This window comes from Streptomyces sp. 12E (genome assembly GCF_055633275.1).
The window spans coordinates 6,629,327-6,655,045 of record NZ_JBVNCJ010000001.1; the positions used below are offsets into that span (position 1 = coordinate 6,629,327).

Here is a 25,719-nt window from a genome sequence, read left to right on the forward strand (position 1 = left end):
ATGACAATCATTTTCATAAGTCTGGATTCTTTCGGCCTTCCTCCCGCTCCGTCCGGCGGAGCGGCTCCTTGCCAGTCGCGGTGTGTGACAGCGGGAGGTGATGTGTCTGGCCTGTTCAGAGCTGACTTGGATCTGCGGCGGACCGGCCCGGCTGGTTTCGGCCCGGTCCGAGGTGGTCGTCGTCCAGGGCGACCTCGACGGCGCCGAAGCGGCCGGAACAGTCACTGATGCCCGCGGTGCCGTCGTGCACCGTCCTGGTCCGCAGAGTGTCGGGCCACAAGGTGCGACTGTGTCGATCGGCGATGACGGTGACCTTCATGGCGTTCTGCTTCTCGTCGGGGAGGACCACCCGCTTCCTGCCCTGCCCTGCTCGACCGCCGGCCGACGGACCTGGATTTCGGTGGCGTCCAGTCGTATTCGATGTCCTCGGCCTGCGCGTAGGCGCATACGTCCCGCAGGGACGGACACGGCATGCTCTTCGACGCGGCGCGGACCGTCGTTCGTCCGTACTTCCCTGTCCTCCACGCGGTCGGCAGGCCGGCCCGGTCGAGGCCGGGATCCGTGGGTGGTGCTGATGCACAGGAGCTGACAGGGACGTGGGACGGACGGGTGACCGGCCGCCACCGAGGTCCTGACCGGGCTGGTGCTGTGCGCGGTCACACCGTTTCCGGCCGTCGGCGCCCGTGTCGTGGTCTCCCGACATCGGTGCCCCCGGTCGGCCGGGGGAGCGTCGGCGGAGGTCTTGAGGGCCTGGAGGTCCGGCCTGCGGCCGGGAAGCTACCGTCGCCCCAGTTCCGTCAGAAGCATCGCCAGTGAGGTGCCGGGGCGCCCGAGTGCCTCGCTGTATCGCTGCAGGACGTCGTTCTCACGGGCGAGTTCGATCGTCGGTTTTCCGGCGGCCCGGCGCTGAGTGGTCAGTTGTGCACAGATTTCGGTACGCCGACGGACCAGTTCGATGATGGCCGCGTCCAGCTCCGCGATATGCGTGTGCAGGCCTTCGGCGGGGCTGTCCGTGGCCCTGGGCATGCGTAAGAGTGCCTTCCCGTGCAAGGTCGATGAGAGCGGCTGCTTCGCCACGTCAGCGGCGGAAGGCGTGCCGGGGGTGGACACGCCGAGGGCGTCAACGACGTCCGGTCACCAGCAGGGTGGGATGGATCAGGTAGTAGCCCGGCTCGTCGACCACGTACTCAGGACGTCCGGGGGTCAGCAGGGCCTCAGCCCGTGCGATGTCCTCCTTCGTCATCCCCGCGTCCTTGCCCCGCGCCCGAGCCCCCGCCAGTAGTTGAGGCCACACGACCTTCTCCAGGTAGGGACGGACTGTCGGGTCCGCGTCCGCGGGGAAACCGACCCGGGGCAGCACGTGGAGCTGCACGTCGCGCAGGCCGGCCGCGGTCATCCAGTGCACGTGCCGCGCGTAGTGCTCCGGGCCGTCGGCGGGGATTCCCCAGTCCAGTTCCGAGGCGGTGAGGAGCTGCCGCTCCAGGCGGGCGTGGCCGGGGAGGAACGTCGAGCTGTAGTAGTTGCTCGTGAAGAGCGCGAGCACGCCGTCCGGTGACAGGGCTCCGGCCAGCCGTGCGACCGCCGTTGCGGGATCCTCGACATTCCCCGGCCAGATGACGTCGCTCGCCCAGATCGCGTCGAAACGGTCCTCTCGGGAGGTCCTTGCGGCAACCTGGAGCAGGTCCGCGCTCTCGGTGTGTACCTGACCGAGGACGTTCTCCTCCTCCGCGTGCCGGAGGGCCAGCGCGAGCGCGCTCTCGTTGCGGTCCACGCCCAGGACTCGTGCTTGTCCACCGGCGGCACGGGCGAGAGCGACCAGGCCGCCGCCCGCGCCTGTGCCCACATCGAGGATGCGGTGACGGCCTTTCAGATCGAGCAGGCCGACGGCCTGCTCGACAACCGGCGCCATGAACGCCCGGTTGGTCCTCAGGTACGTGATCAGTCCTGCCTCGTCGACATTCGCCATGGCCGACAGCCTAGTTGGAAATCGTTTTCATGTAAACGTTATTGAGAACGATTATTGTTTCCATATGATGGGGCGTGAGGCGCCACGGTCACGTGCCGAGTTGGTCGGGGCCGGGCTCTGGCTGCCCGGCGTGCTCGCTCGGGTGTCATCTGCGCTGCGCCCAGGCAGTGATGAGCCTGTGTCCGACCCCCTGTCTCTTCTCTTCGCAAGCAAGGACATACTGTGAGTAATCTCTCCCGTCGCGCCTTCCTCGGGTACGGTGCCTTGACCGCCGCAGGCGTCTCAGGTTTGCTGACCGCCTGCTCCTCGTCCTCGGACGGCGGTGGCGACGACGCGGGTGCGACGTTGCGCGCGGCCTTCGCCGGAGGCGGGTCGAGCGAGACGTTGAACTACTTCGTCGGCCCGACGGCTCTCGACTTCGTCCGGGCAAGACTCGTCCACGCCCCTCTCGGGGCCATCGACGCGGGGCAGCCGGACGGCGTCAGCTACGGGATCCTGGAGTCGATCGAGATCAGTGACGATCTCACGTCGTACACCCTGCGGCTGCGTGACTCCGTCACCTTCACCGACGGATCCCCGGTGACCGCCTCCGACCTGCTCCACTCGCTGCGCGCACCGGACGAGTTGGAGGGTCTGCCGTTCACCCGCCTCGTCGGGCGCAACTTCGACCTCGCCTCCGCCCGCAAGCTCGACCGGCGCACCCTCCGCCTGCCCACCACGCAGCCGATCGCGGACGGACGCCTTCTGCTGTGCCAGAGCATGCTGGTCATCAAGGACGGCACCACCGAGTTCACTCCGAAGACACCCTCCTGCGGGCCGTTCGTGATCGAGGCGTTCGAGCCCGGGCAACAGACGGTGCTGCGCCGCAACCCCGACTACTTCGGCGACGACGTGCACCTGGACGAGATCCACCTGCTGTCCATAGGTGACGCCGAGGCGAGAGTGAACGCGCTTCGGGAGGGACAGGCCGACTTCGTCAGTGGGGTTTCGCCCTTCAATGCGCGGGACCTGGCGAAGACCCGCGGTCTCACCGTGAGTGCCGGTGAGCCGCCGTACGTGTCGAACCTGCGGTTCGAGATGAACATGTCGCATGCGCCGTTCAAGGACGAGCGCGTGCGCAGGGCGTTCCGCCTCGCGGTCGACCGCCAGGCCATCGTGGACACGGTGTACTTCGGCCGCGCCGAGATCGGCAACGACGTCCCGGCGCTCGGCTTCCCCAGCTATGACAAGGGCCTGGAGCAGCGGCCCCACGACCCCGACGAGGCGAAGGCGCTGCTGCGCGAGGCCGGTCACGAAGGGATGTCGATCGAACTGACCGCCGGTCCCGAACTGACCGGCATGGTTGAGACGGCCACGCTGATAGTGGAGAACCTCCGGGCCATCGGAGTGAAGGCCAGCCTGAACGAGCTGCCGGCCGGGCAGCTCTTCGCCGACTACGAGGCCTACCAGCGCCTCCCGTTCGCCGCCGGATACAACCCGTCGGCACCCTTCGAGGCCAATCACACCCCCGGAACCTTCCCCGACGTCGACAAACTGGTGGCCACTGCGCGCAGCGCGCCGGCCGAAAGCGACCGGGAGGCGGCCTCGCACAAGGCGCAAGGCCTGCTGTGGGAGAAGGGGAACGAGATCATCCCGGTCTTCGTGCCCACCGTGGACGCCCACACCGACAAGGTGAGCGGTGTGCGATCGCTCCAGTTCCCGGACCTTTCGGCCGCCGAACTCGCTTCGGCCTGATCGCGTGATCCGGTTCGGGCTGACCCGTGGCGTGACGGCCTCCGCGATGATGCTGTTGTTGTCGGCGGTGCTCTTCTTCTCGACCGAGGCGTTGCCCGGGGACGCGGCAGGGGTCGTCGCCGGCGCGGACGCCACTGAGAGCGAACGGGCGGAGATCCGGGAGCGCCTGGGTCTGAACGAGTCGGCGGTGGCACGCTACGTGACGTGGCTGGGCGACGCGCTGACCGGTGACCTCGGCCGCTCCTCGGCCGCCGGCAGGCCGGTGGCCGAGGTGCTCGCCTCGAGGTTCGGCAATTCGGTGGTGCTGGTCGGGCTCGCGGTGGCCGGCATCGCCGTGCTCGCCACGACGTTCGGGCTGGTCGCCGGTCTCCGGGCCGGTCGGCTCGGGGACCGGCTGCTGTCGTCGATGACGGTGGCGCTGATCGCGCTGCCGGAGTTCCTCCTGGCCACCGGGCTGGTCGTGGTGCTGGCACACCAGGGTGGGCTGTTTCCGGCGGTGTCGCTGTTCCCGCCGGGGGATTCTCCCTGGCAGCATCCGGACATGCTGGTGCTGCCCGTGACCGGCCTGGTTCTGGGGGGCCTCGGGGTGGCGACCCGTCTGGTCCGCGCCGCTGTGGTCAGCGTCGCCGAGAGCCCCGCGATCGAGCAGGCCCGGCTGGACGGGGAGTCGGGAGTGCGGTTGGCATGGTCCTACGTGTTGCCGGCGGCCGCCGCTCCCGGGATCCAAGGACTGGCGGTGATGGCGGCAGGGCTGCTCGGTGGCGGCCTCGTCGTGGAGACGCTGTTCAACTATCCAGGTGTGGGAAGCGAGTTGGCCCGTGCCGTCACCTATCGGGACGCCGCGATGGTGCAAGGACTCGGGCTGGCCCTGGCAGGTTCCGCGCTGCTGATCCTGTTCGTGGGCGACCTGCTGGCCGGACTGCTGAATGTCCGGTCCCGCCCCGCGTCGTGGCGTCGGGCCGGACGGGGTGCGCCGTGACACGTGCGATCCTCGGACGATTGCTGACGGCAGCTCTGCTCCTGACGATGCTGGTCGCACTGGCCGGACCGTGGCTGCCGTTGCCCTCACCGACCGAACGGGTGGGCACGCCTTTCGAACCGGCGAGCTGGTCGAGGCCCTTCGGTACCGATGTGCTGGGGCGCGACGCGCTGGCCAGAACGGTGCACGGCGGGCGGACCCTCGTCCTCCAGGCCCTGGCGGCGACCGTGTTGGGCAGCATCGTCGGGCTGGTCGTCGGTACGTGTGCGGGCCTGGCCCGGGGCGGACCCCTCAAAGGCGTGCTGCGCGTCGTGGACGGCCTGGCGGCCGTGCCCCCGCTCCTGATCACGCTGTTGATCGCGGCCGGCAGACCGGGCAGCGACTTCGCCGTACTCGTGGCCGTCACCCTGGTGAGTCTGCCGTTCTCCGTGCGTGTCATCGGCGCGGCCACCGCCCGGCTGGCCGACCTGGCTTACGTACGCACCGCGCTGGCACGGGGGGACAGCAGGTTCGCGGTCATCCGCCACGACATCCTCCCGAACATCGCCTCCGAAGCGTGGGCCGAGGCCGGCCTCCGTTTCATCGCCGCCACGCAGCTCTGCGCGACAGCCGGCTTCCTGGGCCTCGGCGCGCCGGCGCCGGCCGCCAACTGGGGCCGGCTGGTCCGGGAGAACGCGGTGGGCGCGGGAGCCCAGCCGTGGCCGGTGCTGGCTCCGGCCCTGCTGCTGGTCGTTCTCGCACTCGGGATGACCCTGACCGCGGACCGCCTCACGTCTCCCGACAGACAGCCACGAAACGAACGGAAGACCGCGCCATGAACCTGGTGGAGGTTGCGAGCCTGAGCCTGTCGTCCGCCGAGCGGAGGGTGCTTTCGGACTGCTCGCTGACGATACGGCCGGGGGAGCGGGTCGGACTGGTCGGCCGGTCGGGGTCGGGCAAGACGGCACTGGCACACGCCCTGCTGGGCTATACGAGACAGGGACTGACACACGTCGGCGGGACGGTCCGGGTCGCGGGCCACGACCCGTTCTCACCCGTCGGCGCACGGCGGGTGCGTGGGCGCCTGGCCGCGTACCTGCCGCAGGACTGTGCCAGCGCGCTGCCCGCCGAGCATCGGGTCGGATGGGTGCTGGACCGCGCGGCCCGCCGGTCCGGAGCGGCACGTGCGCAGCTCGCGTCCTTCCGCAGGAACGCACTCGAACGGATGGGACTGCCCGCGGACCTGGCGCGAGCCTTCCCCCACCAGATCTCCGGAGGCCAGGCTCAACGAGTGGCCCTGGCCTCGGCTCTGGCAGCCGGCGCGGAGCTGCTCGTCCTGGACGAGCCGACGAGCGGCCTCGACCCGAGCACGACGGAGGATCTGATCCACCTCCTGCGCACAGCCGCCGGCCATGCCGCCATGCTGGTGGTGAGTCATGACATGGACGTGGTCAACCGTCTCACCCACCGTCGCTTCGCCATGGCCCACGGCGCACTCACCGATGCCGACGTCCCCGACCGCAGTGCCGCCGGGGGCCCGAGCGTCCCCCGGCGACCGGTCGAGGGGATACCCGACGCACGTGCTGCGGGGGAGAGGGCATGCGTGCTGAGGGCTGAGGGCGTCCGGGGAGGACCAGGCGGGGAACACGTCCTGAGGGATGTGAACCTGACACTGGGCGCCGGCGAGTGTGTGGCCGTCATGGGCGCCTCCGGAGCAGGCAAGACCACGCTGGCACGGGTGTTGGCGGGCACGCTGGAACCGAGCGGCGGCCGCCTCTGGCTGAACGGCACGCCCCAGCCGTGGTCCGTCGCCCGCAGATCGGCGGCCGACCGGCTCTCGGTGGCTCATGTGGACCAGGACAGCCGTGCCGCCCTCAACCCACGCGAAACCGTCGGCAAGGCCCTCGAGAGAGCCTGTCGCGCAGCCGCCCGCGGTGGTCTCACCCCGCCCCCGGTCGCGGAGCTCCTCAGCGCGGTCGCCCTTCCCCGGAACGCGGCGGGCCGCCGCCCGGGCGAGCTGAGTGGAGGGGAACGCCAGCGGGCGAACCTGGCGCGAGCCGTCGCTGCCGGGCCGCGCGTGCTGCTGTGCGACGAAGTGACCGCGTCCCTCGACGACGCCACTGAGCGGGAAGTGCTCGACATGCTGGCGACACTGCGGGAGGAACGGGGCCTTGCCGTGCTCCTCATCACGCACAGCGGGGCCGTCGCCGCCACGGCGGACCGATGCCTCGCGTTGGTGGACGGCACTCTGGGGCCTCCGGCCACGCACCTGCGTCCATCGGGGTGCCGGCAGGAGGAGGATGCGGGTATGCCCGGGAGTTGAACCATACAGGGGCGCCTGCGGACGGGGCTGCGTACGGCGCGGGGAGCGGCTCCCGGTCCGGTCCGGACCGGGAGCCGGGATCTACGGGAGGAGCAGCGCGGCGTGGCGCCGGTTGCCACCTCTTCCCCGCCGCGCTGTTCGCCCCGGATCAGGTCACCCCTCGTGTAGCGTGATGGCCCCTGCGGGACACCGGTCCACCGCGTCGCGGACGGCGTCCAGCTCCGCAAGCGAGGGATCGGATGTCCGGAGCACGACGAGCCCGTCGTGCAGGTCCTGGTCGAACACGCCCTCGGCGGACAGCACGCACTGCCCGGCACCTACGCAGAGATCGCGGTCGACGGATACGCGCACCGATACTCCTCTCCCGCCCGTCCGGGCGCCGCCGGACCGGACATCGTCAAACCAAGCACCGCCGGACCGGGCGCCGTCGGACCGGGCAGCGTGGCGCTCGCCATCAAGCCCGTCCGTCCGCGCGTCGTGCCATCTCCCTCAGCGCGTTCTTGTCCGTCTTTCCCACAGGGGTCAAGGGCATCCGCTCGATCGCCTCCACCCGGTCCGGTGCCTTGTAGGCCGCCAGTCCGCGTTCACGGAGGAAGGAGGCCAGTTCCCGGGTGCCGGGAGCCGGGCCCGAGCACACGACGAACGCCACCGAACGTTCCCCGAGTTCGGGGTCCGGCGCGGCCACGAGTGCCGCGGAGTCGATGTCGGGGTGGGCGAGCAGGTGCTCCTCGACCTCGGTGGCGTCGATCTTCTCGCCGCCTCGGTTGATCTGCTCCTTGACACGGCCGACCACGCTGAGGTGTCCGGTGGGGAGCCGCCGGACGAGATCGCCGGTGCGGTAGAAGCCGTCCTCGGTGAAGTGCGTCCGAGCCAGCTCGGGGGAGCGGTAGTACCCGCGCAGTGTGTACGGGCCTCGCGTCAGCAGCTCGCCGACGTGGCCGTCGGGTACGGCCGCACCGTCCTGACCGACGACGAGGACCTCGTCCGCCGGCGAGACCGGGCGGCCCTGGGTGGAGCAGACGATCTCGTCCGGGTCGTCGAGGGCGGTCAGGTTGAGCAGGCCTTCCGCCATCCCGAACACCTGTTGGAGCCGGCATCCGAGTGTGGGCTCGATGCGGCGCGCGAGGTCGTCGGCCAGTCGTGCGGCGCCGACCTGCAGGACGGCGAGGCTGGAGAGGTCGTGACGGCCGTCCTCGGACTCACGCAGCCAGTACGGCACGAGTGGCGGGTTGATGGCGGTGATGGTGACCTTCTCGCGCTCGATCAGCTCGAGAGCGGTGCCGGGGCTCGGGCTGGGGGAGAGCACCACGGTTCCGCCGGCCTGCAGTGTGCCCAGGACACCGGGGCAGCTCATCGTGAAGTTGAAGGCGATCGGCAGGACGGCGAGGTAGACCGAGTCCGCATCGAGCCGGCACGCCTCGGCCGCGGCCCGCGCGTTGTAGGCGTAGTCCTGATGCGTCCGCGGGATGAGCTTGGGCGTGCCGGTGGTGCCTCCGGACAGCAGGAGGAGCGCCAGGTCCCCGGGAGCGACGGGCGGCTCCGGGGGCGTGACGGCGGGCGCCTGCGGATCGAGCAACGTCTCGTAGGGGACGAAGCCGGTGTGGCCTCCCGTGTCACCGACGACGATCGTGTGCCGCAGCGACGGATGGTCGGCGCCCAGGTCCGCGGCCAGCGGCCGGTAGTCGAAGCGGGCATGCCGGTCGGGGACCGCGTAGGCGACCGCCTCGGTGATCCGGGCGAGGTGGGCGATTTCGTGGCGACGGTGTCCGGGCAGGGCGTGGACCGGCACGGCGCCGAGCCGCTGCAGGGCGAACCACAGCAGAACGAACTCCGCGCGGTTGGGCAGCTGCACGATGACCCGGTCGCCCCGGCGCAGTCCGAGACGGTGCAAGGACCGGTGCAGGACCTCGACGTCGGCCTCGAACGCCGAGTAGGTCCAGCGACGGTCGCCGTCGACCAGGGCCACGGCCTGCGGGCGTGCCGATGCCTGCCGGGCCGGGAGGTCACCGAAGACCTCGTCCCGCCAGTGGCCGGCGTCGCGGTAGCGCTGCGCGGCCTCGGGTGGCCAGCCGGGCCAGTCCGGTGTGCCGGCCGGTGCTCGGTGGGCCGAAGTCGTGCCCATATGTCCTCCAAGGTACGGAAGTTGTGGCTGGTGCAAACGTCAACAAGCGTCTAGGCTAGGCCAAGTGAATATGATTGTCATTTGAAAGTGTGGCGGTGTGATGAGGGAGGAACCGGAACTCGTGAGCGAAGCGCCTGCACCGGGACGAGCGGAGCTGGGGGAATCGGAGGTGCTCGCGGCGGTGGCCGCCGCCGTGGACGTCCCCCGCACGGAAGTGACACTCGACGCCGACCCGTTCGAGCTCGGGCTCGACTCCCTGGGGCTCATCCGGCTCACGGCCGACTGGCGCCGTCAGGGCATCGGGGTCGGTTACGAGCAGCTCGCCGAGGCGGCGACGCTGCGGGAATGGCTGGCCATTCTGAGCGCCGCCCCGGCCACAGTGCTGTCGGACGAGCCGGACACCCCGGAGCCGACGCGGGCCGACCTGCCCGAAGCGGACGCACAGCGGCGGGACGAGGAGCCCTCGGACGGCGCGTTCCCCTTGGCCGTCATGCAGCACGCCTATTGGATCGGACGCCAGGACGACCAGCCCCTCGGCGGCGTCGGAGCGCACTTCTACGCCGAACTCGACGGAACCGGCCTCGACCCCGAACGCCTCGCGGCCGCCGTGACCGAACTGCGCCGACGCCACGAGATGCTGCGGGTCGAGGTGCTCGACGACGGCCGGCAGCGGATCCTCGCCGAGCCCGTGCAACCGGCCGTCACGGTGCACGACTTCACCCAGGAACCGGCCGACGGCCGCGCCGAGGGGCTCGACCGGCTGCGGGACCGCTACACCCACCGCCGCATGGACGTCGAGCAGGGTGAGGTGTTCGACGTCGCGCTCAGTCTGCTGCCCGACAACCGGACCCGCCTCCACATCGATCTCGACATGGTCGGCGCCGACGCCGCCAGCATGCGTGTCCTGCTGGCGGACCTCCAGCACCTCTACGACGATCCGGACACCCCGCTGCCGGACATCGGCCACAGCTACCGGGACTATCTGCGGGAGAGCCGGGTGCGCCGGAAGGCCGAAGTGGCCGCGGCGCGCGACTGGTGGCGCGAGCGGCTGGACGGACTGAGCGCCCCGCCCCAACTGCCCACGGTCGTCGACCCGCTCAGCCCGGAATCCGCCGCGCCGCGCTACCACCGGACCGTTCGCCTGCACCACCACCTGACGTCCCGGCGCAAGCGTGTCCTGCTCGAGCGGGCCAGGCAGCACCGAGTGACTCCGACAGCGGTACTGGCCGCTGCGTTCGCCGAGGTGCTCGCCGCCTGGAGCGCCGAGCCGAGGTTCCTGCTCAACCTCCCCCTGTTCGACCGGGACCTGAGCCGGCCCGGCACCGAACTGCTGATCGGTGACTTCAGCAGCTCCGTCCTGCTGGACGTCGACCTCGCCACCGAGCAGCCGTTCGCCGACTCGGCACGAGGCATCCAGGCGGAGCTGCGCAGAACCATCGCGCGCGGCTCGTACTCGGGCGTCGAGGTCCTGCGGGACCTCTCCCGTGCCGCGGGGGGCACGCCCGTCCTCGCGCCCGTCGTGTACACCAGCGCCCTCGGCCTCGGGGAGGTCTACGGCCGCGCCGTGCGGAAGACCTTCGGCGAGCCCTCCTGGATCATCTCCCAGGGCCCCCAGGTGTGGCTGGACGCACAGGTGACCGAGCTGGACGGCGGCCTCCTGCTCAACTGGGACGTCAGGGAGGAGCTGTTCGCGCCCGGCGTGCCCGCCGCGGCCTTCGACGCCTACCGGAACCTGCTGGAGACCCTGCTGGACGACGAGGACGCGTGGGCCCGCCCCGTGGGTACCCGGCTTCCTGCCGACCAGGCCCGTGTCCGCGAGCGCGTCAACGACACCGACGCGCCCGCGGTGACCGAGCGCCTGCACGAGGGGTTCCACCGGGCCGCGTCCGAGCAGCCCGAACGGGTGGCGCTGATCGACGAGACGGGCCGCCCCCTCACCTACCAGGAACTGCGGACCTGGGCCGGGCGCGTCACCGCGCTGCTCACCGACGCCGGTGTCCGGCGGGGCGACTCGGTCGCGGTGCGCCTCACCAGGGGGGCCGGACAGGTCGCGGCGGTACTCGGCGTACTGGGAGCCGGCGCGACCTACGTTCCCGTCGGTGTGCACCAGCCCGCCGAGCGCGCGGCGCGCGTCCTTCAGGCCGCCGCGGTGACGGCGGTGCTGACCGACGCGCCCGGCGCGGTGGAGCTGCCCGCCCGGGCCGACGGCGGTTCGCCCCGCGTCCTTACCCTCGACGCGGCCGACGCCCTGCAGCCCGCGCCTCCGGTGCTGGACCAGCCCGTTTCGTCGGTCGCCTACACGATCTTCACCTCCGGGTCCACGGGCACCCCGAAGGGAGTGGACGTCTCCCACGGCGCCGCGATGAACACCCTCGCCGCGATCAACGCGCGCTTCGGGGTACAGGCGTCCGATCGCGGACTGGCCCTGGCCGAGCTGGACTTCGACATGGCGGTCTACGACCTGTTCGGACCGCTGTCGGCGGGTGGCTCGGTGGTCCTGATCGACGAGGCGGCCCAACGCGACCCGCAGCACTGGATCCGACTGATGCGTGAGCACCGGATCACTCTGGTCAACTGCGTCCCCGCCCTGCTCGACATGACCCTCACCGCGGCCGAGGCCGACCCCGAGGGGCTGGGCGACACGCTCCGGCTTGTCCTGCTCGGTGGTGACTGGGTGGGCATGGACCTCCCGGGACGCCTGCACGCCCTGGTACCGGCCGCGCGGTTCGTCGCGCTGGGCGGCATGACCGAGGCGGCGGTGCACTCGACGGTCTTCGAGGTCGAGGAGGTCGACCCGGGCTGGGCTTCCATCCCCTGGGGCGTCCCCCTGCCCAACATGCGGGCCCGCGTGGTCGACGCACGGGGCAGGGACTGCCCGGACTGGGTCGCGGGAGAGCTGTGGGTGAGCGGCGCCGGGCTGGCCGAGGGCTATCGCGGCGACCCCGACCGCACCGCCGAGAAGTTCGTCCTGCACGAGGGCAGGCGCTGGTACCGGACCGGTGACCGCGCCCGGTACCGCTCCGACGGCGTACTGGAGTTCCTCGGCCGCGTGGACCACCAGATCAAGCTGCGCGGACACCGCATCGAACTCGGTGAGGTGGAAGCCGCGGCCGCCGGCCGGCCCGACGTCTCCGGCTGCGTGGCCCTGGTGACCGGTCAGCCGGCCCAGCTGGCCCTCGTCGCCGCCGGCACCCCGACGGAGAAGCCCACCGGGACCGACCTGCGGGCCAGCCTCACGCAGCGGCTTCCCGCCTACATGGTCCCCTCCCGCATCGAGATCGTCGACGCCCTCCCGCTGACGGCCAACGGCAAGCCCGACCGCAAGAAGGCCGCGGCACTGGTGGAGGCGGGAGCGGCGGCTTCAGGACACGGACGCGGCGAGCCGCCCGTGGGCTGGGCGGAGACCACCCTCGCCCAGGTCTGGTCCGAGCTCCTCGGCGCCTTTGACATCGGACGCGACGACGACTTCTTCGCACTCGGCGGGGACTCCCTCCTGGCCACCCGCGTGATCGCCGCTCTGCGGGCACGCGATGTCGGAGGGGCGCGCGTCGCCCAGCTGTTCACCCGCCCCAAGCTGGCCGACTTCGCCGCGACCCTCACCCGGCAGAAACACCGTGCCACGACCCTGGGCACCGGCGACATCGCCAACCGGCACGAGCCGTTCCCGCCCACCGACGTGCAGCGCGCCTTCTGGATCGGCCGCGACGACCGGTTGCCGCTCGGCGGTGTGGGCACCTACCACTACAGCGAGTTCGACGGCGTCGACGTCGACCTGGCCCGCATCGAACGTGCCTGGCAGACGCTGATCCAGCGCCACGAGATGCTCCGCGCGGTCTTCGACCACGAAGGCCGGCAACGGATCCTGCGCGACGTGCCCCGCTTCACCATCCCGGTCACCGAGGTCGGCACGGAGGACGAGGCGCCCGCCGTGCTGGACGGACTGCGCGCCGAGTCGTCCCACCGGCGCCTGGACCCCACCCGGTGGCCCCTCTTCGACATCCGGGCCGTGCGCTACCCGAGCGGCGGCCGCACGCGGACCCGGCTGGCCGTCGGACTCGACTACATCGTCCTCGACGGTGCCTCCATCATGGCCCTCTACGCCGAACTGGACGCACTCCACGCCGACCCGGACACCGAACTGCCCGCCATCGACATCTCCTTCCGGGACTACGTCCTCGACGTCGTCCCGGAGAAGGACGACGTCGAGCGGGCCCGTGAGTACTGGCTGCGCAGGCTGGACGACCTGCCGCCCGCCCCCGAGCTGCCGCTCGCCGGCGACCCGGCCGCGGTGGCCCGCCCCTGGTTCACCCGTCGCAGCCGGCCGCTGGCGGCCGGCCGGTGGGAGACGCTGAGGGAGCGGGCCCGGCAGCACGGGCTGACGCCCTCGGTGGTGCTGCTGATCGCTTATGTGGAGGTCCTGGCGGCCTGGAGCGACCAGGACGGAGTCACCGTCAACCTGACCCTGTTCAACAGGCTGCCGGTGCACCCCCACATCAACCGCCTGGTCGGCGACTTCACGTCGGTGTCGCTGATCGGCCACAAGCCCCGGCCCGGCGAGAGCTGGCTCGACGCCGCGCACCGCCTCCAGCAGGTCATGGGCGAGGACCTGGACCACAGGGAGGCGTCCGCGATCTGGCTCATGCAGGAGCTCGCCCGGCGCACGGGCACGGTGGAGGCCGCCATGCCCGTGGTCTTCAGCAGCACGGTGGGCGTGGGCGACCGGGCGACCAAGGACCTGAGCGGGGCCTTCCCGGCCAAGGTCTTCGGCATCTCGCAGACGCCGCAGGTCATGCTCGACAACCAGGTGACGGAGTCCTCCGGCGGCATCCTGGTGAGCTGGGACGCCGTCGAGGAACTGTTCCGCCCGGGCGTGCTGGACGCCATGTTCGACTCCTACTGCCGCATGCTCGACCGGTTGGCCGACGAGGACTGGGAGCACGGTCCGCTCCCCGCCGCGCTGCCGCCCGAGCAGAAGGAAGCGCGGGAGCGGATCACCGGTGCTCCCGGGCCCGTCCCCGCCGGCCTCCTGCACGAGGACGTGTTCCGACGGGCCGAGGCCGACCCGGACCGTACGGCGCTCCTCCTGCCGGACGGCGGCACCCTCACGTACGGCCGACTCGCGGAGCGCGCCGCCCTGATGGCAGGAGGGCTGTCCCACCACGGTGTCCGCCCCGGCGACACGGTCGCACTCCTGCTGCCCGGCGGAGTCGACCAGATCGTCGCGGCCCTCGGAACCCTGGCCGCGGGCGCCGCCTGCCTGCCGCTGCGGCCCGCAGCCGACGTCGACGTCGCGGCGGAGCACTGCGAGTCGGCGGGGGCCACCCTCGTCGTCACCGGCACCCCCGGCACCGACATCGGCGGAGTACGGACGGTCACCGTCTCCGACGTCATGGCGTCAGCCGCTCCGGCCGCACCGTTCCGCGGTGATCCCGACACTCCCGCTCACGTCCGCCTCACCGAGCACGGCCCCCTGACCTTCAGCCACGCGGCGGTCCAGGGCACGCTGACGGACATCCGGGCGCGGTACTCGGTAGGTGAGGGGGACCGGGGGATCGCGCTGTCCGAACCTGACACCGTACGTTCCGTGTTCGACGTCTTCGGTCTGCTCGGCGCCGGCGCGACACTCGTACTGCCCGACACCACCGATCGCGCCGACATCGCCGCGCTGGCGCGGCTCGCGGTCCGACACGACGTCACGGTGTGGAACAGCACTCCGTTCCTGCTGGACCGGCTCCTCACCGAAGCGGAATCGCCGGCGGCCGAAGCCCGCATTCCCGCCCGGCTCCGCCTGGTGATGGTCTCGGGCGGCCGAGTGGGCCACGACCTGCCGCGCAGACTGCGCGACCTGGCAGGCCGGGGATGCCGGTTCCTCTCGCTCAGCGGCGTGCCCGGCACGGCCCTGTGGGCCGGCGCGTACGAGCCGCCCGCAACGGATCCCGCCGATGCGACGCCCATGCCGTCCGGCCTGCCGCTCGCCGGCCGACGGCACCGCGTGGTCGACACCGCCGGACGGGACTGTCCGGACTGGGTCGGCGGCGAACTGTGGATCAGCGACGAGGGAATCACGGAGCGGGCCGGGGGCGGACACCTCAGCCGGATCGTCGAACAGGACGGGACACGCTGGTACCGCACCGGAAGCCGGGCGCGCCACCGGCCGGACGGAACGCTCGACCTGCTCGGACGCTCCGGGCAACCGGTCCGGATCGGCGGTCGGCGCGTCGAACCGGACGAGGTCGAGACAGCCCTCGAGACGCACCCGGGAATCGCCCGCGCGGTGGTCCTCGTCACCGGAGCGGAGGACGACCGCAGGCTGCACGCGGTGGTCGTACCGGTGGGCGAGCGGCCGACGGGTGTCCCCGAGCACCTGGAGAGACTCCTTCCGGCGCATGCCACACCCGGCCGCTTCACGTTCGTCGACGGGCTCGACCGGTTGCCCGCCGCCGACGACGGAGACATCGACCGGACCGCGCTCGCGGCTTCGGTGGCTTCGGAGACCGAGGCCGGGGGGCCGCCGAAGGGCGAGGTCGAGCGCCGTATCGCGGCCATCTGGTCCGACCTTCTCGGCACCGGAGTACACGACCGCAACGCCAACTTCTTCAGTGAGGGCGGCGACAGCCTCACGGCGCTGCGCCTCGTCGGAGCCGTCAACGAGTCCTTCGGCACGGACGTACCCGTACGTGCCTTCCTGGCGGCGTCGACCCTGGCAGACCTGGCAGCGCGCATCGAGAGCATGCAGGTCACCGATGAGTTCGAAGAGAGTGGAGAGATATGAAAGCGCAGGACATCGTCGCGGACCTGGAGCGGCACGGCATCCGGCTCTGGGAGGAGGACGGCAAGCTGCGCTTCCGCGCCCCCCAGGGCGCACTCACCGAGGAGCGGCGCGCGCTGCTGCGTTCGCGTCGTGAGGACGTGCTGGCCCATCTGTCCGAACGGGCGCAGGCCACCCGCCTCGTTCCCGACCCCGGCGCCGCACACCAGCCGTTCCCGCTGACCGACATCCAGGGCGCGTACCTGGTCGGCCGCGGCAGTGCCTACGGCTACGGCGGTGTCGCCTGCCACGTCTACACCGAGCTCGCCTACCCCGCCGACACCGATCCGGACCGGCTGAACGAGGCATGGTGGGCGATCGTGGAACGGCACGACATGCTGCGGGCGGTCGTGCACCCGGACGGTTCCCAGGAGGTGCTGCCCGGCATCCCCGCGACACCGATCCCCGTCGAGGACATGAGGGGGGCCTCGGTGGCGGACGTGGAGCGCCGAGTGGCGGACGTCCGGGACGAACTGGCCGCACGGGTACCCCCCACCGACCGGCCGCCGCTCTTCGAGCTCCGGATGACCCGATGTGACGACGCGCTGCTGCTGCACCTGTCCATCGACCAGCTCATCGTGGACTACGCCAGCCTCCTGATCGTCCTCGCGGAGCTGGAGGACGTGTACCACGGCCGGCGACTGGTGCCGCTGAACGCCCGGTTCCGCGACTACGTGCTGGCGCGCCGCCGCCAGACGCTCACCAGCGAGTACAACCGGCACCGCGACTACTGGCTGCGGCGCCTTCCCGACCTGCCCGGCCCCCCGGAGCTGCCGCTCGCGGACGGCACCGGAGCCCTCGGCCCCTTCCGCCGGTACGAGACCGTGATGAGCGCCGAGCAGCGCAAGGCGTTCGAAGCCAACGCCGCGGCGCTGGGGATTCCCATGTCCGCCGCGGCCCTGACCGCCTTCGCCGAAGTGATCGGCCGGTGGAGCCGCAACCCCGAGTTCATGCTCAACCTCCCCACCTTCACCCGGCTTCCGCTGCACGAGGACGTCGACCGGCTGGTGGGCGACTTCACCTCCGTCGAACTGCTCGCCGTTGACCTGCGGGAGCCGCAGGCCTTCGCCGACCGCGTCCGCACCGTGAGCTCCAACCTGCTGGAGGACCTGGCCCACTCGCTGTTCACGGGCAGCCAGGTGCTGACCGAGATGGCCCGGCTCCGCGAGGCCCAGACCCTCCTCATGCCGGTCGTGTTCACCAGCACCCTCGGCTCCGCCACCATGCGGCAGCCGGAGGCCGTGGTCCGGCACGCCCAGACGCAGACGCCGCAGGTCTGGATCGACTGTCAGGTGATGGAGCGCGGCGACGGTCTCGCGCTGAGCTGGGACGTACGGGAAGGCGTCCTCGCGGAGGGCACCGCCGACGACCTGTTCGGCGCCTTCACCGCCCTCATGCACCGCCTGGCCCAGGACGCCGACAGTTGGTCGGCGCCCGCGGAGATCGACCTTCCCGAGCACACCCGTGCCGTACGCGCACGCGTGAACGACACCAGCGCTCCGGTTCCCCGTGCCCTGCTGCACGAGGCCGTGCTCGACACCGCGCGCCGCACCCCGGACCGCGTGGCCGTCCTCGACCAGGACCGCGAGGTCACCTACCGCGAGCTGGTCGCGCGGGCCACCGGCGTGGCCCGGGCCCTGACGACGAGAGGCGTCACCCCCGGGCAGATCGTGGCGATCACGATGGACAAGGGCTGGGAGCAGGCGGCCGGCGTCCTCGGTGCGCTCATGGCCGGTGCCGCCTACCTGCCGCTGGACACCACGCAGCCGCCCCGGCGCCGCGACGCGATCCTGGCCGACGCCAAGGCGCGGGCCGTCCTCACCCAGTCCTGGCTGGCCGACGGCGACCGGCCGGACGGCATCCCGGTCATCGCGGTGGACGTCCTCCCCGACAGCGAGGCCGCCGTCCCCGAGGCACAGGCCGACCCCGACTCCCTGGCCTACGTCATCTACACCTCGGGTTCGACGGGCGCGCCGAAGGGCGTGATGATCAGCCACGCCGCCGCGCTGAACACCGTCGTCGACATCAACCGCCGGTTCGCGGTCACGGAACACGACCGTGTCTTCGCCCTGGCCCAACTCGGCTTCGACCTGTCCGTCTACGACCTGTTCGGCCCGCTGTCCGTGGGCGCGACCGTGGTGATGCCCCACCCCGAACGCCGGGGCGACCCCTCCAGCTGGGCCGAGACGGTCAGGCGGGAGAACGTCACCGTCTGGAACTCGGTGCCCGGGCAGCTCCAGATGCTCCACGACTACCTGCGGTCCGACGACCCGCCGCTGCCCTCCGTCCGGCTCATGATGCTCTCCGGGGACTGGATCCCCGTCAGCCTCCCGGACGCGGTCCGGCGCTGGGCCCCCGCCGCCGAGGTGCACAGTCTGGGCGGCGCCACCGAGGCATCCATCTGGTCCATCCACCACCCGGTCTCCGACACCGACCGCGGCCGGCGCAGCATTCCGTACGGCAAGCCACTGGCCAACCAGACCTTCCACGTCCTCGACTCCGCACTGCGACCCCGCCCGGACCTGGTCACCGGCGACCTGTACATCGGCGGAATCGGCCTGGCCCAGGGGTACTTCGGCGACGCGGAGCGCACCGCGGCGGCGTTCGTCCAGCACCCGGTCACCGGCGAGCGGCTCTACCGCACCGGCGACCTCGGGCGCTACCACCCGGACGGCGTGATCGAGTTCCAGGGCCGGGCGGACACCCAGGTGAAGATCCGCGGCTACCGGATCGAACTCGGTGAGATCCAGGCGGCCGTCGAATCACTCCCCTCCGTCGGCGCGGCGGCCGTCGTCGTGGCGGGCGGTCGCGGCGACGCCGGCCAGACGACCCCCCGTACGCTCGCCGCCTTCGTCGAGCCCGCCCACCTCAGCGAACCGCTGCCGGTGCCGGCCCCGCTCGGGGCCGCCTTCGAGCGGGCCGTGCAGGACGCGGCCGAGGGCGTCGACCTGCCCGCGCTCACGGCCTTCCGTACGGCACTGAACGCCGCCGCGCTGTCCGCCATGTGCGAGACGCTCGCCCCCGCGTTCGCCGGATCGGAAGAGCCCCGGACGGCCGACCGGATCTGCGAGACGCTGGAGGTCGACCCGGCGCACCACCGTCTGGTCCGCCGTTGGCTGCGCGGTCTGGTGGCGGCAGGCAGGCTCAAGGAGGACGCCGGTGGTTACCGGGACCTGACCGTCCCCGCCCCCGGGGCCACCGAGCAGGCGTGGGAGGACGCGGCCGCACGCGAACGCGAGGCGGAGTGGAGCCCCGAGCTGTTCGCCATGGTCCGCAACTGCGCGCGCGTCCTGCCGTCCCTGCTCACCGGTCGGGCCGACCCGGCGGACCTGCCGTTCTCCGGAGCCTCGGCCGACGCGCTCGACGCCGCCTACAAGAACAACCCCGCGGCCCACGCGCTGCACCAGGTGCTCGTGGCCGGTGTCACGGAGATGGCCCGTAACCATCCGGAGGGCACTCCCCTGCGCGTGATGGAGGTCGGTCTGCGCGGCGGTGGCGCCGTGACCGAGCTCGTGCCCGCCCTGGGAGACGCGACCTTCGACTATCTGGCCACCGATCCGTCCTCCCGGCACCGCTCCCAGGTCGAACAGCGCTTCGCGGACGACCCGCGGGTCCGGTGCGCCTCCTTCGACCCGGCGGAGGAGCCCCGCGACCAGGGCTTCCTGCCCCACTCCGTGGACGTGCTGATCTGCGTCGGGGTGCTGGACAACGTCCCGGACGCCGGGGCGGCCCTCGCCCGGCTGGCTTCACTGGTCACTGCGGGCGGCTGGCTCGTCCTGCTGCAGAACGCCGGCGACGACGACCACGCCCTGCGGATCTCCACCGAATTCCTCCCCGAACACGCGGGACCGTTCACCGACGTCCGCGCGGCGGACGAGCAGTCCTTCCTGACCGCGCAGCAGTGGACCGCGCTGCTCGGTGAGCAGGACGGCCGCATCGCGGCCGAGTTCCCCGCCGGGCCGCAGGAGGCCGCCGCCTACGGCCAGCGGCTGTACTTCGTGCAGCCCAAGCCGACACGGGCACCGGTCGCGGTGGCGGAACTGAGCAGCCGCTGCGCGGAACTGCTGCCCGAGTACTCGGTGCCGACCCGGTGGCAGATACTCGATCAGCTGCCGAAGACCGCGAACGGCAAGCTGGACCGCGCCAGGCTCGAGACCTGGGCCGCGCAGACCGACCGGCAGGCCGACGCGCCCACCTCGAGCCGGCCCCGGGACGAACTGGAACGGGCCATCGCTGCCCTGTGGGCCGAACTGCTGGAGCTGGACGAGGTCGGCCGCGACGACGACCTGTTCGATCTCGGCGGGGACTCCCTGCTCGTGGCACGCATCGTCGGCAGGCTCAGGGACGGACTCGACGGCCTGGACGGCCTCGAGTGGGACCTGGAGTGGGAGGTCGTCCTCCGGCACCTGCTGCGCCGGCCCACGGTCGCCGGACTGGCCGATTACCTGCGTGACGTCTCGGCGGACCAGCAGAGCGAGGGGAGCGAGGCCTCCCCGATCGTCACGCTGGTCGAGACGCCCCCTTCGCGGCCGGTGACCGTCCTGGTGCACGCGGGCACCGGCACGCTCCTTCCCTACCGGCCGCTCGTCACCGAGATCCGCAACAGGGCGGCCGGCCGCAACGGACTGGTCGGCCTGGAGATCCCGGAGCTGGACACGTTCCTCAACGCCGACCCGAACGGACTGATCGACCGGCTGGCCGCACGGTACGTGCGTGCCCTGCTCGACGCCGGACACACGTCCTTCGACGTCGTCGGCTACTGCGTGGGCGGCGTCATCGCCACCGAGGTGGCGCGCGGACTGACGGAGGCCGGTGCGGAGGTACGCAGCCTCACCGTCATCAGCAGTCACAGCCCGACCTTCCGAATCGACGACGAACTGCTCTCCGAGTACTCCTTCTCCCTGATGATGGGCATGGACCACGCCCACATCGGGTTCCCGGCCGACTCCGACCGGGTGGGCGCCGCGGTCGGCGCCGTACTCGAACGCTCGCCCGACGCGATCGTCGACGGTGCGCTCGCCGACCTCGACGGGGAGTACGCGGACATCGCCGAGGCGTTCACCAACCTCGAGTCGCTGCCGCGCATGGCCCGCGTCACCAGGATGTGCGAGGCGCTGCCTCCCGCCCTGGAGGGCACCTACCAGCCGGAGGGACTGCTGCGCGCGCTGCGCACCTACCAGCAGAGCACGTACGCGCTGAGCCGGCACCGGGCCGAACCGTACGCGGGTGACATCACCTTCCTGCGGCACAACGGCGCGTACCCCTTCCCCGGCAGCGCGGACACCATCACCGACCACTGGGCGAAGATCTGCCTCGGCGACCTGGAGAGCCGCGAGATTCCGGGCGAGCACTTCACCTGCATGACAGGCGACAACGTGCCGACCGTCTTCGGACATCTGCGCGAGATCATCGAAGGGATGGAAGCGTGATCGGCATCCTGGGAGCGTCCGGGGCGGTGGGGCGCCACGCCGCCGCCGCCCTGGCGCGAGCGGGCGACGGGCCGCTGCGTCTGGGCGCCCGCAGGCCCGAGGCGATCCGCGTGGAGGCGGACCGGACCGGCGTGGAGACCCGTGCGGTGGACGCGCTGGACGCCGCCTCGCTCGCCGAGTTCTGTGCGGGCTGCCGTGTGGTCGTGAACTGCGCCGGGCCCAGCTACGCGCTGAAGGACACGGTGGCCCGGGCCGCCCTCGCAGCGGATGCCGACTACGTCGACGTCCTCGGCGACGACCCGGTGCACGAGGCGCTGACCGCCACCGGCGCGGTGCCGGCCGGCCGTACCGTCGTGCTGTCGGCCGGCACCGTGCCCGGCCTCTCCCTCCTGGTCCACCGACGGCTGACGGAACTGGCCGAGCGGGACGCGACGCGTGCGACGCGCCTGGTCGCCTACGCCGGCGGACTGGAACGCGCCACCGCGACCGTCGCCGCCGACATCCTGCTCTCGCTGGATGTCGGCGGCGCGGGCGGCGAGCCCTACGGGCATCCGCTGGCGGCCTGGCGCAACGGCCGGCGCGTCCCGCGCGCGTTGCGCGTGAACGAGAACGCCGAGGTGCCGCACTACCCGCAACGCGTCGCCCTGCAGCCGCTGCTGACCGCGGAGATGGAACGCGGCGCGCGCGCCACCGGCCTGGCCGAGGCCGAGTGGTACAACGTCTTCCCGGGCAGCCAGGTGCGCGCCCTGTTCACCGCGCTTCCGACCCTGCCCGTCGACACGCCCGAGCAGCGGGAGGAACTGGTCCAGCGCATCATCCGGGCGGGCGAGATCGACCTGGCGGGCGCCGAACCCTACTACCGCCTGGTGCTCACCCTGTCGGGGCCGGACCGGCGCCGCACCGCCGTCGTGCGCACGGACGACAGCTACCGGCTGACGGCGGCCGTGGCCGCACACACCGTCCGCGCCCTCGGCAACGGCCGCGTCCCACCCGGTCTGCACTTCGCGGGGGACGTCCTGGAACCCGCCGAGGCGATCGACGAACTGACCCGCACCGGGGCGGCGGACTTCTCGGTCTACGAAGGCGGAGGCCACACCGGCGAGCAGGCGGGCGACGACTTCGAGGACGGTGAGCTGTGAACGCCTCCCCCGGCCGGCCGCTGCGGACGGTGGTGGCCGGCACCAACTTCGGCCGGTTCTACATCGACGCCGTACGCGAGCACCCGGACTTCGAGCTGGCGGGCATCCTCGCCAAGGGGAGCAGCCAGTCCCGGCAGACCGCCGAACGGCTCGGCGTGCCCTGCTGGACCGGCATCGACGAGCTGCCCGACGACATCGACGTGGCCTGCGTCGTCGTCCCGTCAGCCGTGATGGGAGGGTCCGGGACCGAACTGAGCCAGGCGCTCCTGCACCGGGGGGTGCATGTGCTCCAGGAACACCCCCTGCATCCGGACGAGCTGTCGGACACCCTGCGCATCGCCAGGAAACGGAAGCTGCAGTACCGCGTCAACACCCACTACGTCCACGTGAAGCCCGTGCGCGTCTTCCTCGAAGCGGCACGCCGACTCCGCGCCCGACAGAAGGTGTTGTACGTCGACGCGGCGTCCCCGGTGCACGTACTGGCCCCCTTGATAGACATCCTGGGCAGGGCGCTCGGCGGCCTGCGCCCGTGGCACCTCGGGGACGTCGCGGCCGTCGGGGACGAGGTGCTCGCCGCGTCCGACGGACGGATTCCGGTGCGGACGCTGCACGGCGCCCTGGCCGGAGCGCCTCTGACGCTGCGCGTGCAGAACCAGATCCATCCGGGGGACCGGGACAACCACGCGCTCTTCTGGCATCGCGTGGCCATCGCCACCGAGGGCGGGGTGCTGACGCTCGCGGACACCCACGGACCGGTGCTCTGGCACCCCCGGATGCACTCGCCGCGCGACGACGGGCACCGGCTCGTCTTCCGGTCCGGTCCCGGCGCAGAATGGCTGGAGCTGCCGACGCACTCCGTCGTCGGTGATCCCGCGCAGGGTCCGCACAGCTTCGACGGGGTCTTCTCCGACCTGTGGCCGTCGGCGGTGACCGATGCGCTCAGTGCGTTGCGCGATGCGATCGGGGAGGGCACGGACGTCCTGCGTACCGCGCAGCACGACCTGACCGTCTTCCAAGTCTGGCGGGACCTGATGGCCCGCCTCGGTCCCCCCGAACTGATCCGCCCGCCCGCGCCCACTCCGCTGGCCGTGGCCGACCTGACCGTTTCCGGCACCGGTGGTTCGAGGGAGCGTCGTGGCCACGGGCCGATCCAGAGGGGCGCGTCACCCGCGTCGGCCGAACCGAGGCCGGCCGTGCAGGAGCCGTCCGGCGCCGAGGGTGACACCCCCGGCGCCGGGTACACCCAGCCGGCCGAGTTCTTCGACCTCGGGGCCCGGGAGCACACGGACCGGACCGGCCCCGCGGTGGTCGCCTCGCTCGCGGGCATCGACCCGAAAGCCGGTCCGCTGCTGGACATCGGCGCGGGAAGCGGCCTGGTGACCCGTCAGATAGCCGCCGCCTACCCGGACTGCCGGATCGTCGCGGCCGAGCCCTCGCCGGGTATGCGCGCCATCCTCACCAGCCGGCTCGCGGAGGACCCCGGGATCGGGGAGCGGGTGACGGTGCTGCCCGACGCCGCGAACGACCTCGTCCTGCCCGACCGGATCTGCGGCGCCGTCGCCTGCGGGATGCTCGGGCACCTGGACCCGGACCGGCGCCGTGCGCTGCTGCGGGACCTGGCCGACCGTCTCGCGCCGGGCGCGCCGCTCGTCGTCGAGCTCATGGGGCTGTACACCCCGGTGTCGATGCCGGCGACCCGGTTGCGCCAGGCCGTCCTCGGCGGCTTGCGCTACGAGTGGTGGATGGCCGGTGAACCCGCCGGTGAGGAGCTGATGCGGCTGGAGACGACCTGGCGCGTCTTCGACGGGACGCGGATGGTGCGGGAGGTGCGGGACGCGTACCACTGGCACACGGTGACCCTGGACCGGATCGCGGAGGAGGCGGGACTGACCCTCGAGCCCCCGCCGTCGCCCCATGGAGCGGCCGTTCCGCACCTGGGCGTGCTGCGCGGTGCGGAACGGCCGGCGGTCACCAGGTGACGAGTACCTGTTCCGGCCCGAAGGCGATGCCTTCGTGCCGGAACCGGACCGCGTGCAGGGGAGCCGCCGCCCGGAGCGTGGGGATGCGGTCCAGGAGGGTGCTGACAGCGGTCACCAGTTCCAGGCGGGCGATGTTCTGGCCGACGCATTGGTGAATTCCGTAGCTGAACGCTACATGCTGTTTTCCTTTCCTCTCGAAATCAATCTTTTCGGGCGTCTCGAAGACACTCTCATCGTGATTTGCTGAAGCCAAGAGAGGAATAACTCCATCGCCCTTTCGAATCACATGCTCCCCGAAGCGAATGTCCTCGGTGGCGGTGCGAAGGGCGATGGAGTCTCCGACCGAAAGAACTCGGAGGAGTTCTTCGACGGCGGCCGGGAACTTGGTGTGGTCCGCGCGCAGCTCCGCGATCAGGTCCGGGTTCTCCAGCAGCGCCAGCACGCTCAGGGCGATCTGGTTCGTCGTGGTCTCCCAGCCGGCCACGACGAGAATCGCGATGGTCGTGATCAGCTCCTCACGGCTCACCTCGCCGGTGTGCAGCCGCTCGGCTATCAGTCTGCTGAGCAGGTCGTCACCGAGGTTCGTCTCGCGTTCCGCGATGATCCCGTCCACCACGGCGGACAGGGCGCCGATGCCCTCCGCCGCGCCTTCCGCGGTGCTGGCGCCGCCACCGAAGACCTGGGATCCCAGGGTCCCCGTGACGCGCCGGAACCACGGATCGGTGCGTCGTACTCCGATGAGCTCGCACATGACCGTGCTGGACACGGTGTGGGCGAAGTGGGTGACCAGGTCGACCGGGGGGCCGCCGGCGAGCAGTTCGTCGATGCGCTCGTCGACGATGCGCTGGATGTCCCTGCGCATGCGGCGCGCCTTGCGGACGGTCATCTCGGCGAGCAGCATCCGCCGGAACCGTGTGTGCTCGGGCGGGTCCATTCTGATGAACGGCCTCGTCCTGGCGCCCACCTCCTGCTCGCCGTCGACGAGCGCCGGGAAGTTCGGGTGGCGGATGTCCGCGCTGACCCGGGGGTCGGCCAGTACCGCGCGGACCTCCTGGTAGCCCGTCACGATCCAGGCCTGACGGCCGGTGGGCAGGGTCACCCGGGACACCGGGCCCCGCCTGCGGAGTTCCGCGTACTCCTCCGGTGGGGCGAACGGGCATCCGCGGACCATCGGAAAGGAGCGGGAAGCGGCGCCGGCCGCGTCGGTTTCAGTCATGGCTGTTAAATCCTTTGTACGGAGACATCGGTATCCTAACCATCG

The 25,719-nt window shown here is 71.6% G+C and carries 14 protein-coding genes; 8 read left to right on the forward strand and 6 right to left on the reverse strand.

The window, feature by feature from the left end; genetic code table 11:
* Positions 1-115: 115 nt before the first annotated feature.
* The 3 genes from ACZ8ZB_RS30450 to ACZ8ZB_RS30460 all read right to left on the reverse strand — a co-directional run bounded on the left by ACZ8ZB_RS30450 (position 116) and on the right by ACZ8ZB_RS30460 (position 1,966).
* Positions 116-349, reverse strand: coding sequence for a hypothetical protein (locus tag ACZ8ZB_RS30450; protein ID WP_470740816.1), 234 nt, complete (start codon positions 347-349; stop codon positions 116-118).
* A gap of 428 nt (positions 350-777) precedes the next feature.
* Positions 778-1,026: a chorismate mutase gene (locus ACZ8ZB_RS30455; RefSeq protein WP_470740817.1), complete on the reverse strand. Its 249-nt coding sequence runs from the start codon at positions 1,024-1,026 to the stop codon at positions 778-780.
* A gap of 94 nt (positions 1,027-1,120) precedes the next feature.
* Positions 1,121-1,966, reverse strand: coding sequence for a class I SAM-dependent methyltransferase (locus ACZ8ZB_RS30460; RefSeq protein WP_470740818.1), 846 nt, complete (start codon positions 1,964-1,966; stop codon positions 1,121-1,123).
* 288 nt (positions 1,967-2,254) lie between these two features.
* Between ACZ8ZB_RS30460 and ACZ8ZB_RS30465 the strand changes: the two genes are divergently transcribed.
* Genes ACZ8ZB_RS30465 through ACZ8ZB_RS30480 form a run of 4 tightly spaced genes read left to right on the forward strand, consistent with a single transcriptional unit; the run spans position 2,255 to position 6,981 of the window.
* Positions 2,255-3,700: an ABC transporter substrate-binding protein gene (locus ACZ8ZB_RS30465; RefSeq protein ID WP_470740819.1), complete on the forward strand. Its 1,446-nt coding sequence runs from the start codon at positions 2,255-2,257 to the stop codon at positions 3,698-3,700.
* A 4-nt stretch (positions 3,701-3,704) separates the two neighbouring features.
* Positions 3,705-4,679, forward strand: a complete 975-nt coding sequence (locus ACZ8ZB_RS30470; RefSeq protein WP_470740820.1) for an ABC transporter permease — start codon at positions 3,705-3,707, stop codon at positions 4,677-4,679.
* Complete coding sequence (locus tag ACZ8ZB_RS30475) at positions 4,676-5,497, forward strand: ABC transporter permease (protein ID WP_470740821.1); 822 nt, start codon at positions 4,676-4,678, stop codon at positions 5,495-5,497. Before ACZ8ZB_RS30470 ends, ACZ8ZB_RS30475 begins: the two co-directional genes overlap by 4 nt.
* The gene (locus tag ACZ8ZB_RS30480; protein ID WP_470740822.1) at positions 5,494-6,981 is read left to right on the forward strand and encodes an ABC transporter ATP-binding protein; all 1,488 of its coding nucleotides are present in this window, start codon (positions 5,494-5,496) and stop codon (positions 6,979-6,981) included. Before ACZ8ZB_RS30475 ends, ACZ8ZB_RS30480 begins: the two co-directional genes overlap by 4 nt.
* Positions 6,982-7,134: 153 nt before the next feature.
* Here the strand turns inward: ACZ8ZB_RS30480 and ACZ8ZB_RS30485 are convergent, their stop codons facing one another.
* Both ACZ8ZB_RS30485 and ACZ8ZB_RS30490 read right to left on the reverse strand, forming a co-directional pair.
* Positions 7,135-7,332, reverse strand: coding sequence for a ferredoxin (locus tag ACZ8ZB_RS30485; protein WP_470740823.1), 198 nt, complete (start codon positions 7,330-7,332; stop codon positions 7,135-7,137).
* Positions 7,333-7,435: 103 nt separating this feature from the next.
* The gene (locus ACZ8ZB_RS30490) at positions 7,436-9,103 is read right to left on the reverse strand and encodes a (2,3-dihydroxybenzoyl)adenylate synthase (protein WP_470740824.1); all 1,668 of its coding nucleotides are present in this window, start codon (positions 9,101-9,103) and stop codon (positions 7,436-7,438) included.
* Between the two features lie 121 nt (positions 9,104-9,224).
* Between ACZ8ZB_RS30490 and ACZ8ZB_RS30495 the strand changes: the two genes are divergently transcribed.
* The 4 genes from ACZ8ZB_RS30495 to ACZ8ZB_RS30510 are packed head-to-tail and all read left to right on the forward strand — an operon-like array spanning position 9,225 to position 24,458.
* On the forward strand, positions 9,225-15,875 hold the full coding sequence (locus tag ACZ8ZB_RS30495; protein WP_470740825.1) for an amino acid adenylation domain-containing protein: 6,651 nt from the start codon (positions 9,225-9,227) through the stop codon (positions 15,873-15,875).
* Entirely contained in the window at positions 15,872-21,340 is a 5,469-nt protein-coding gene (locus ACZ8ZB_RS30500) for a non-ribosomal peptide synthetase (protein ID WP_470740826.1), read from the forward strand. The genes ACZ8ZB_RS30495 and ACZ8ZB_RS30500 overlap by 4 nt, the downstream gene beginning before the upstream one ends.
* Positions 21,337-22,479 (forward strand): saccharopine dehydrogenase NADP-binding domain-containing protein, encoded by a 1,143-nt coding sequence (locus tag ACZ8ZB_RS30505; RefSeq protein WP_470740827.1) that lies wholly within the window; start codon positions 21,337-21,339, stop codon positions 22,477-22,479. Before ACZ8ZB_RS30500 ends, ACZ8ZB_RS30505 begins: the two co-directional genes overlap by 4 nt.
* The gene (locus ACZ8ZB_RS30510) at positions 22,476-24,458 is read left to right on the forward strand and encodes a Gfo/Idh/MocA family oxidoreductase (RefSeq protein WP_470740828.1); all 1,983 of its coding nucleotides are present in this window, start codon (positions 22,476-22,478) and stop codon (positions 24,456-24,458) included. The genes ACZ8ZB_RS30505 and ACZ8ZB_RS30510 overlap by 4 nt, the downstream gene beginning before the upstream one ends.
* Here ACZ8ZB_RS30510 and ACZ8ZB_RS30515 read toward each other — a convergent pair.
* Entirely contained in the window at positions 24,448-25,674 is a 1,227-nt protein-coding gene (locus tag ACZ8ZB_RS30515) for a cytochrome P450 (protein WP_470740829.1), read from the reverse strand. The genes ACZ8ZB_RS30510 and ACZ8ZB_RS30515 overlap by 11 nt on opposite strands.
* Between the last annotated feature and the right edge of the window lie 45 nt (positions 25,675-25,719).

Coding starts and splice junctions, on each gene's coding strand:
- ACZ8ZB_RS30455 (WP_470740817.1), bottom strand. CDS start 1,026: ATGCCCAGGGCCACGGACAGCCCCGCCGAAGGCCTGCACACGCATATC.
- ACZ8ZB_RS30460 (WP_470740818.1), bottom strand. CDS start 1,966: ATGGCGAATGTCGACGAGGCAGGACTGATCACGTACCTGAGGACCAAC.
- ACZ8ZB_RS30480 (WP_470740822.1), top strand. CDS start 5,494: ATGAACCTGGTGGAGGTTGCGAGCCTGAGCCTGTCGTCCGCCGAGCGG.
- ACZ8ZB_RS30490 (WP_470740824.1), bottom strand. CDS start 9,103: ATGGGCACGACTTCGGCCCACCGAGCACCGGCCGGCACACCGGACTGG.
- ACZ8ZB_RS30500 (WP_470740826.1), top strand. CDS start 15,872: ATGAAAGCGCAGGACATCGTCGCGGACCTGGAGCGGCACGGCATCCGG.
- ACZ8ZB_RS30515 (WP_470740829.1), bottom strand. CDS start 25,674: ATGACTGAAACCGACGCGGCCGGCGCCGCTTCCCGCTCCTTTCCGATG.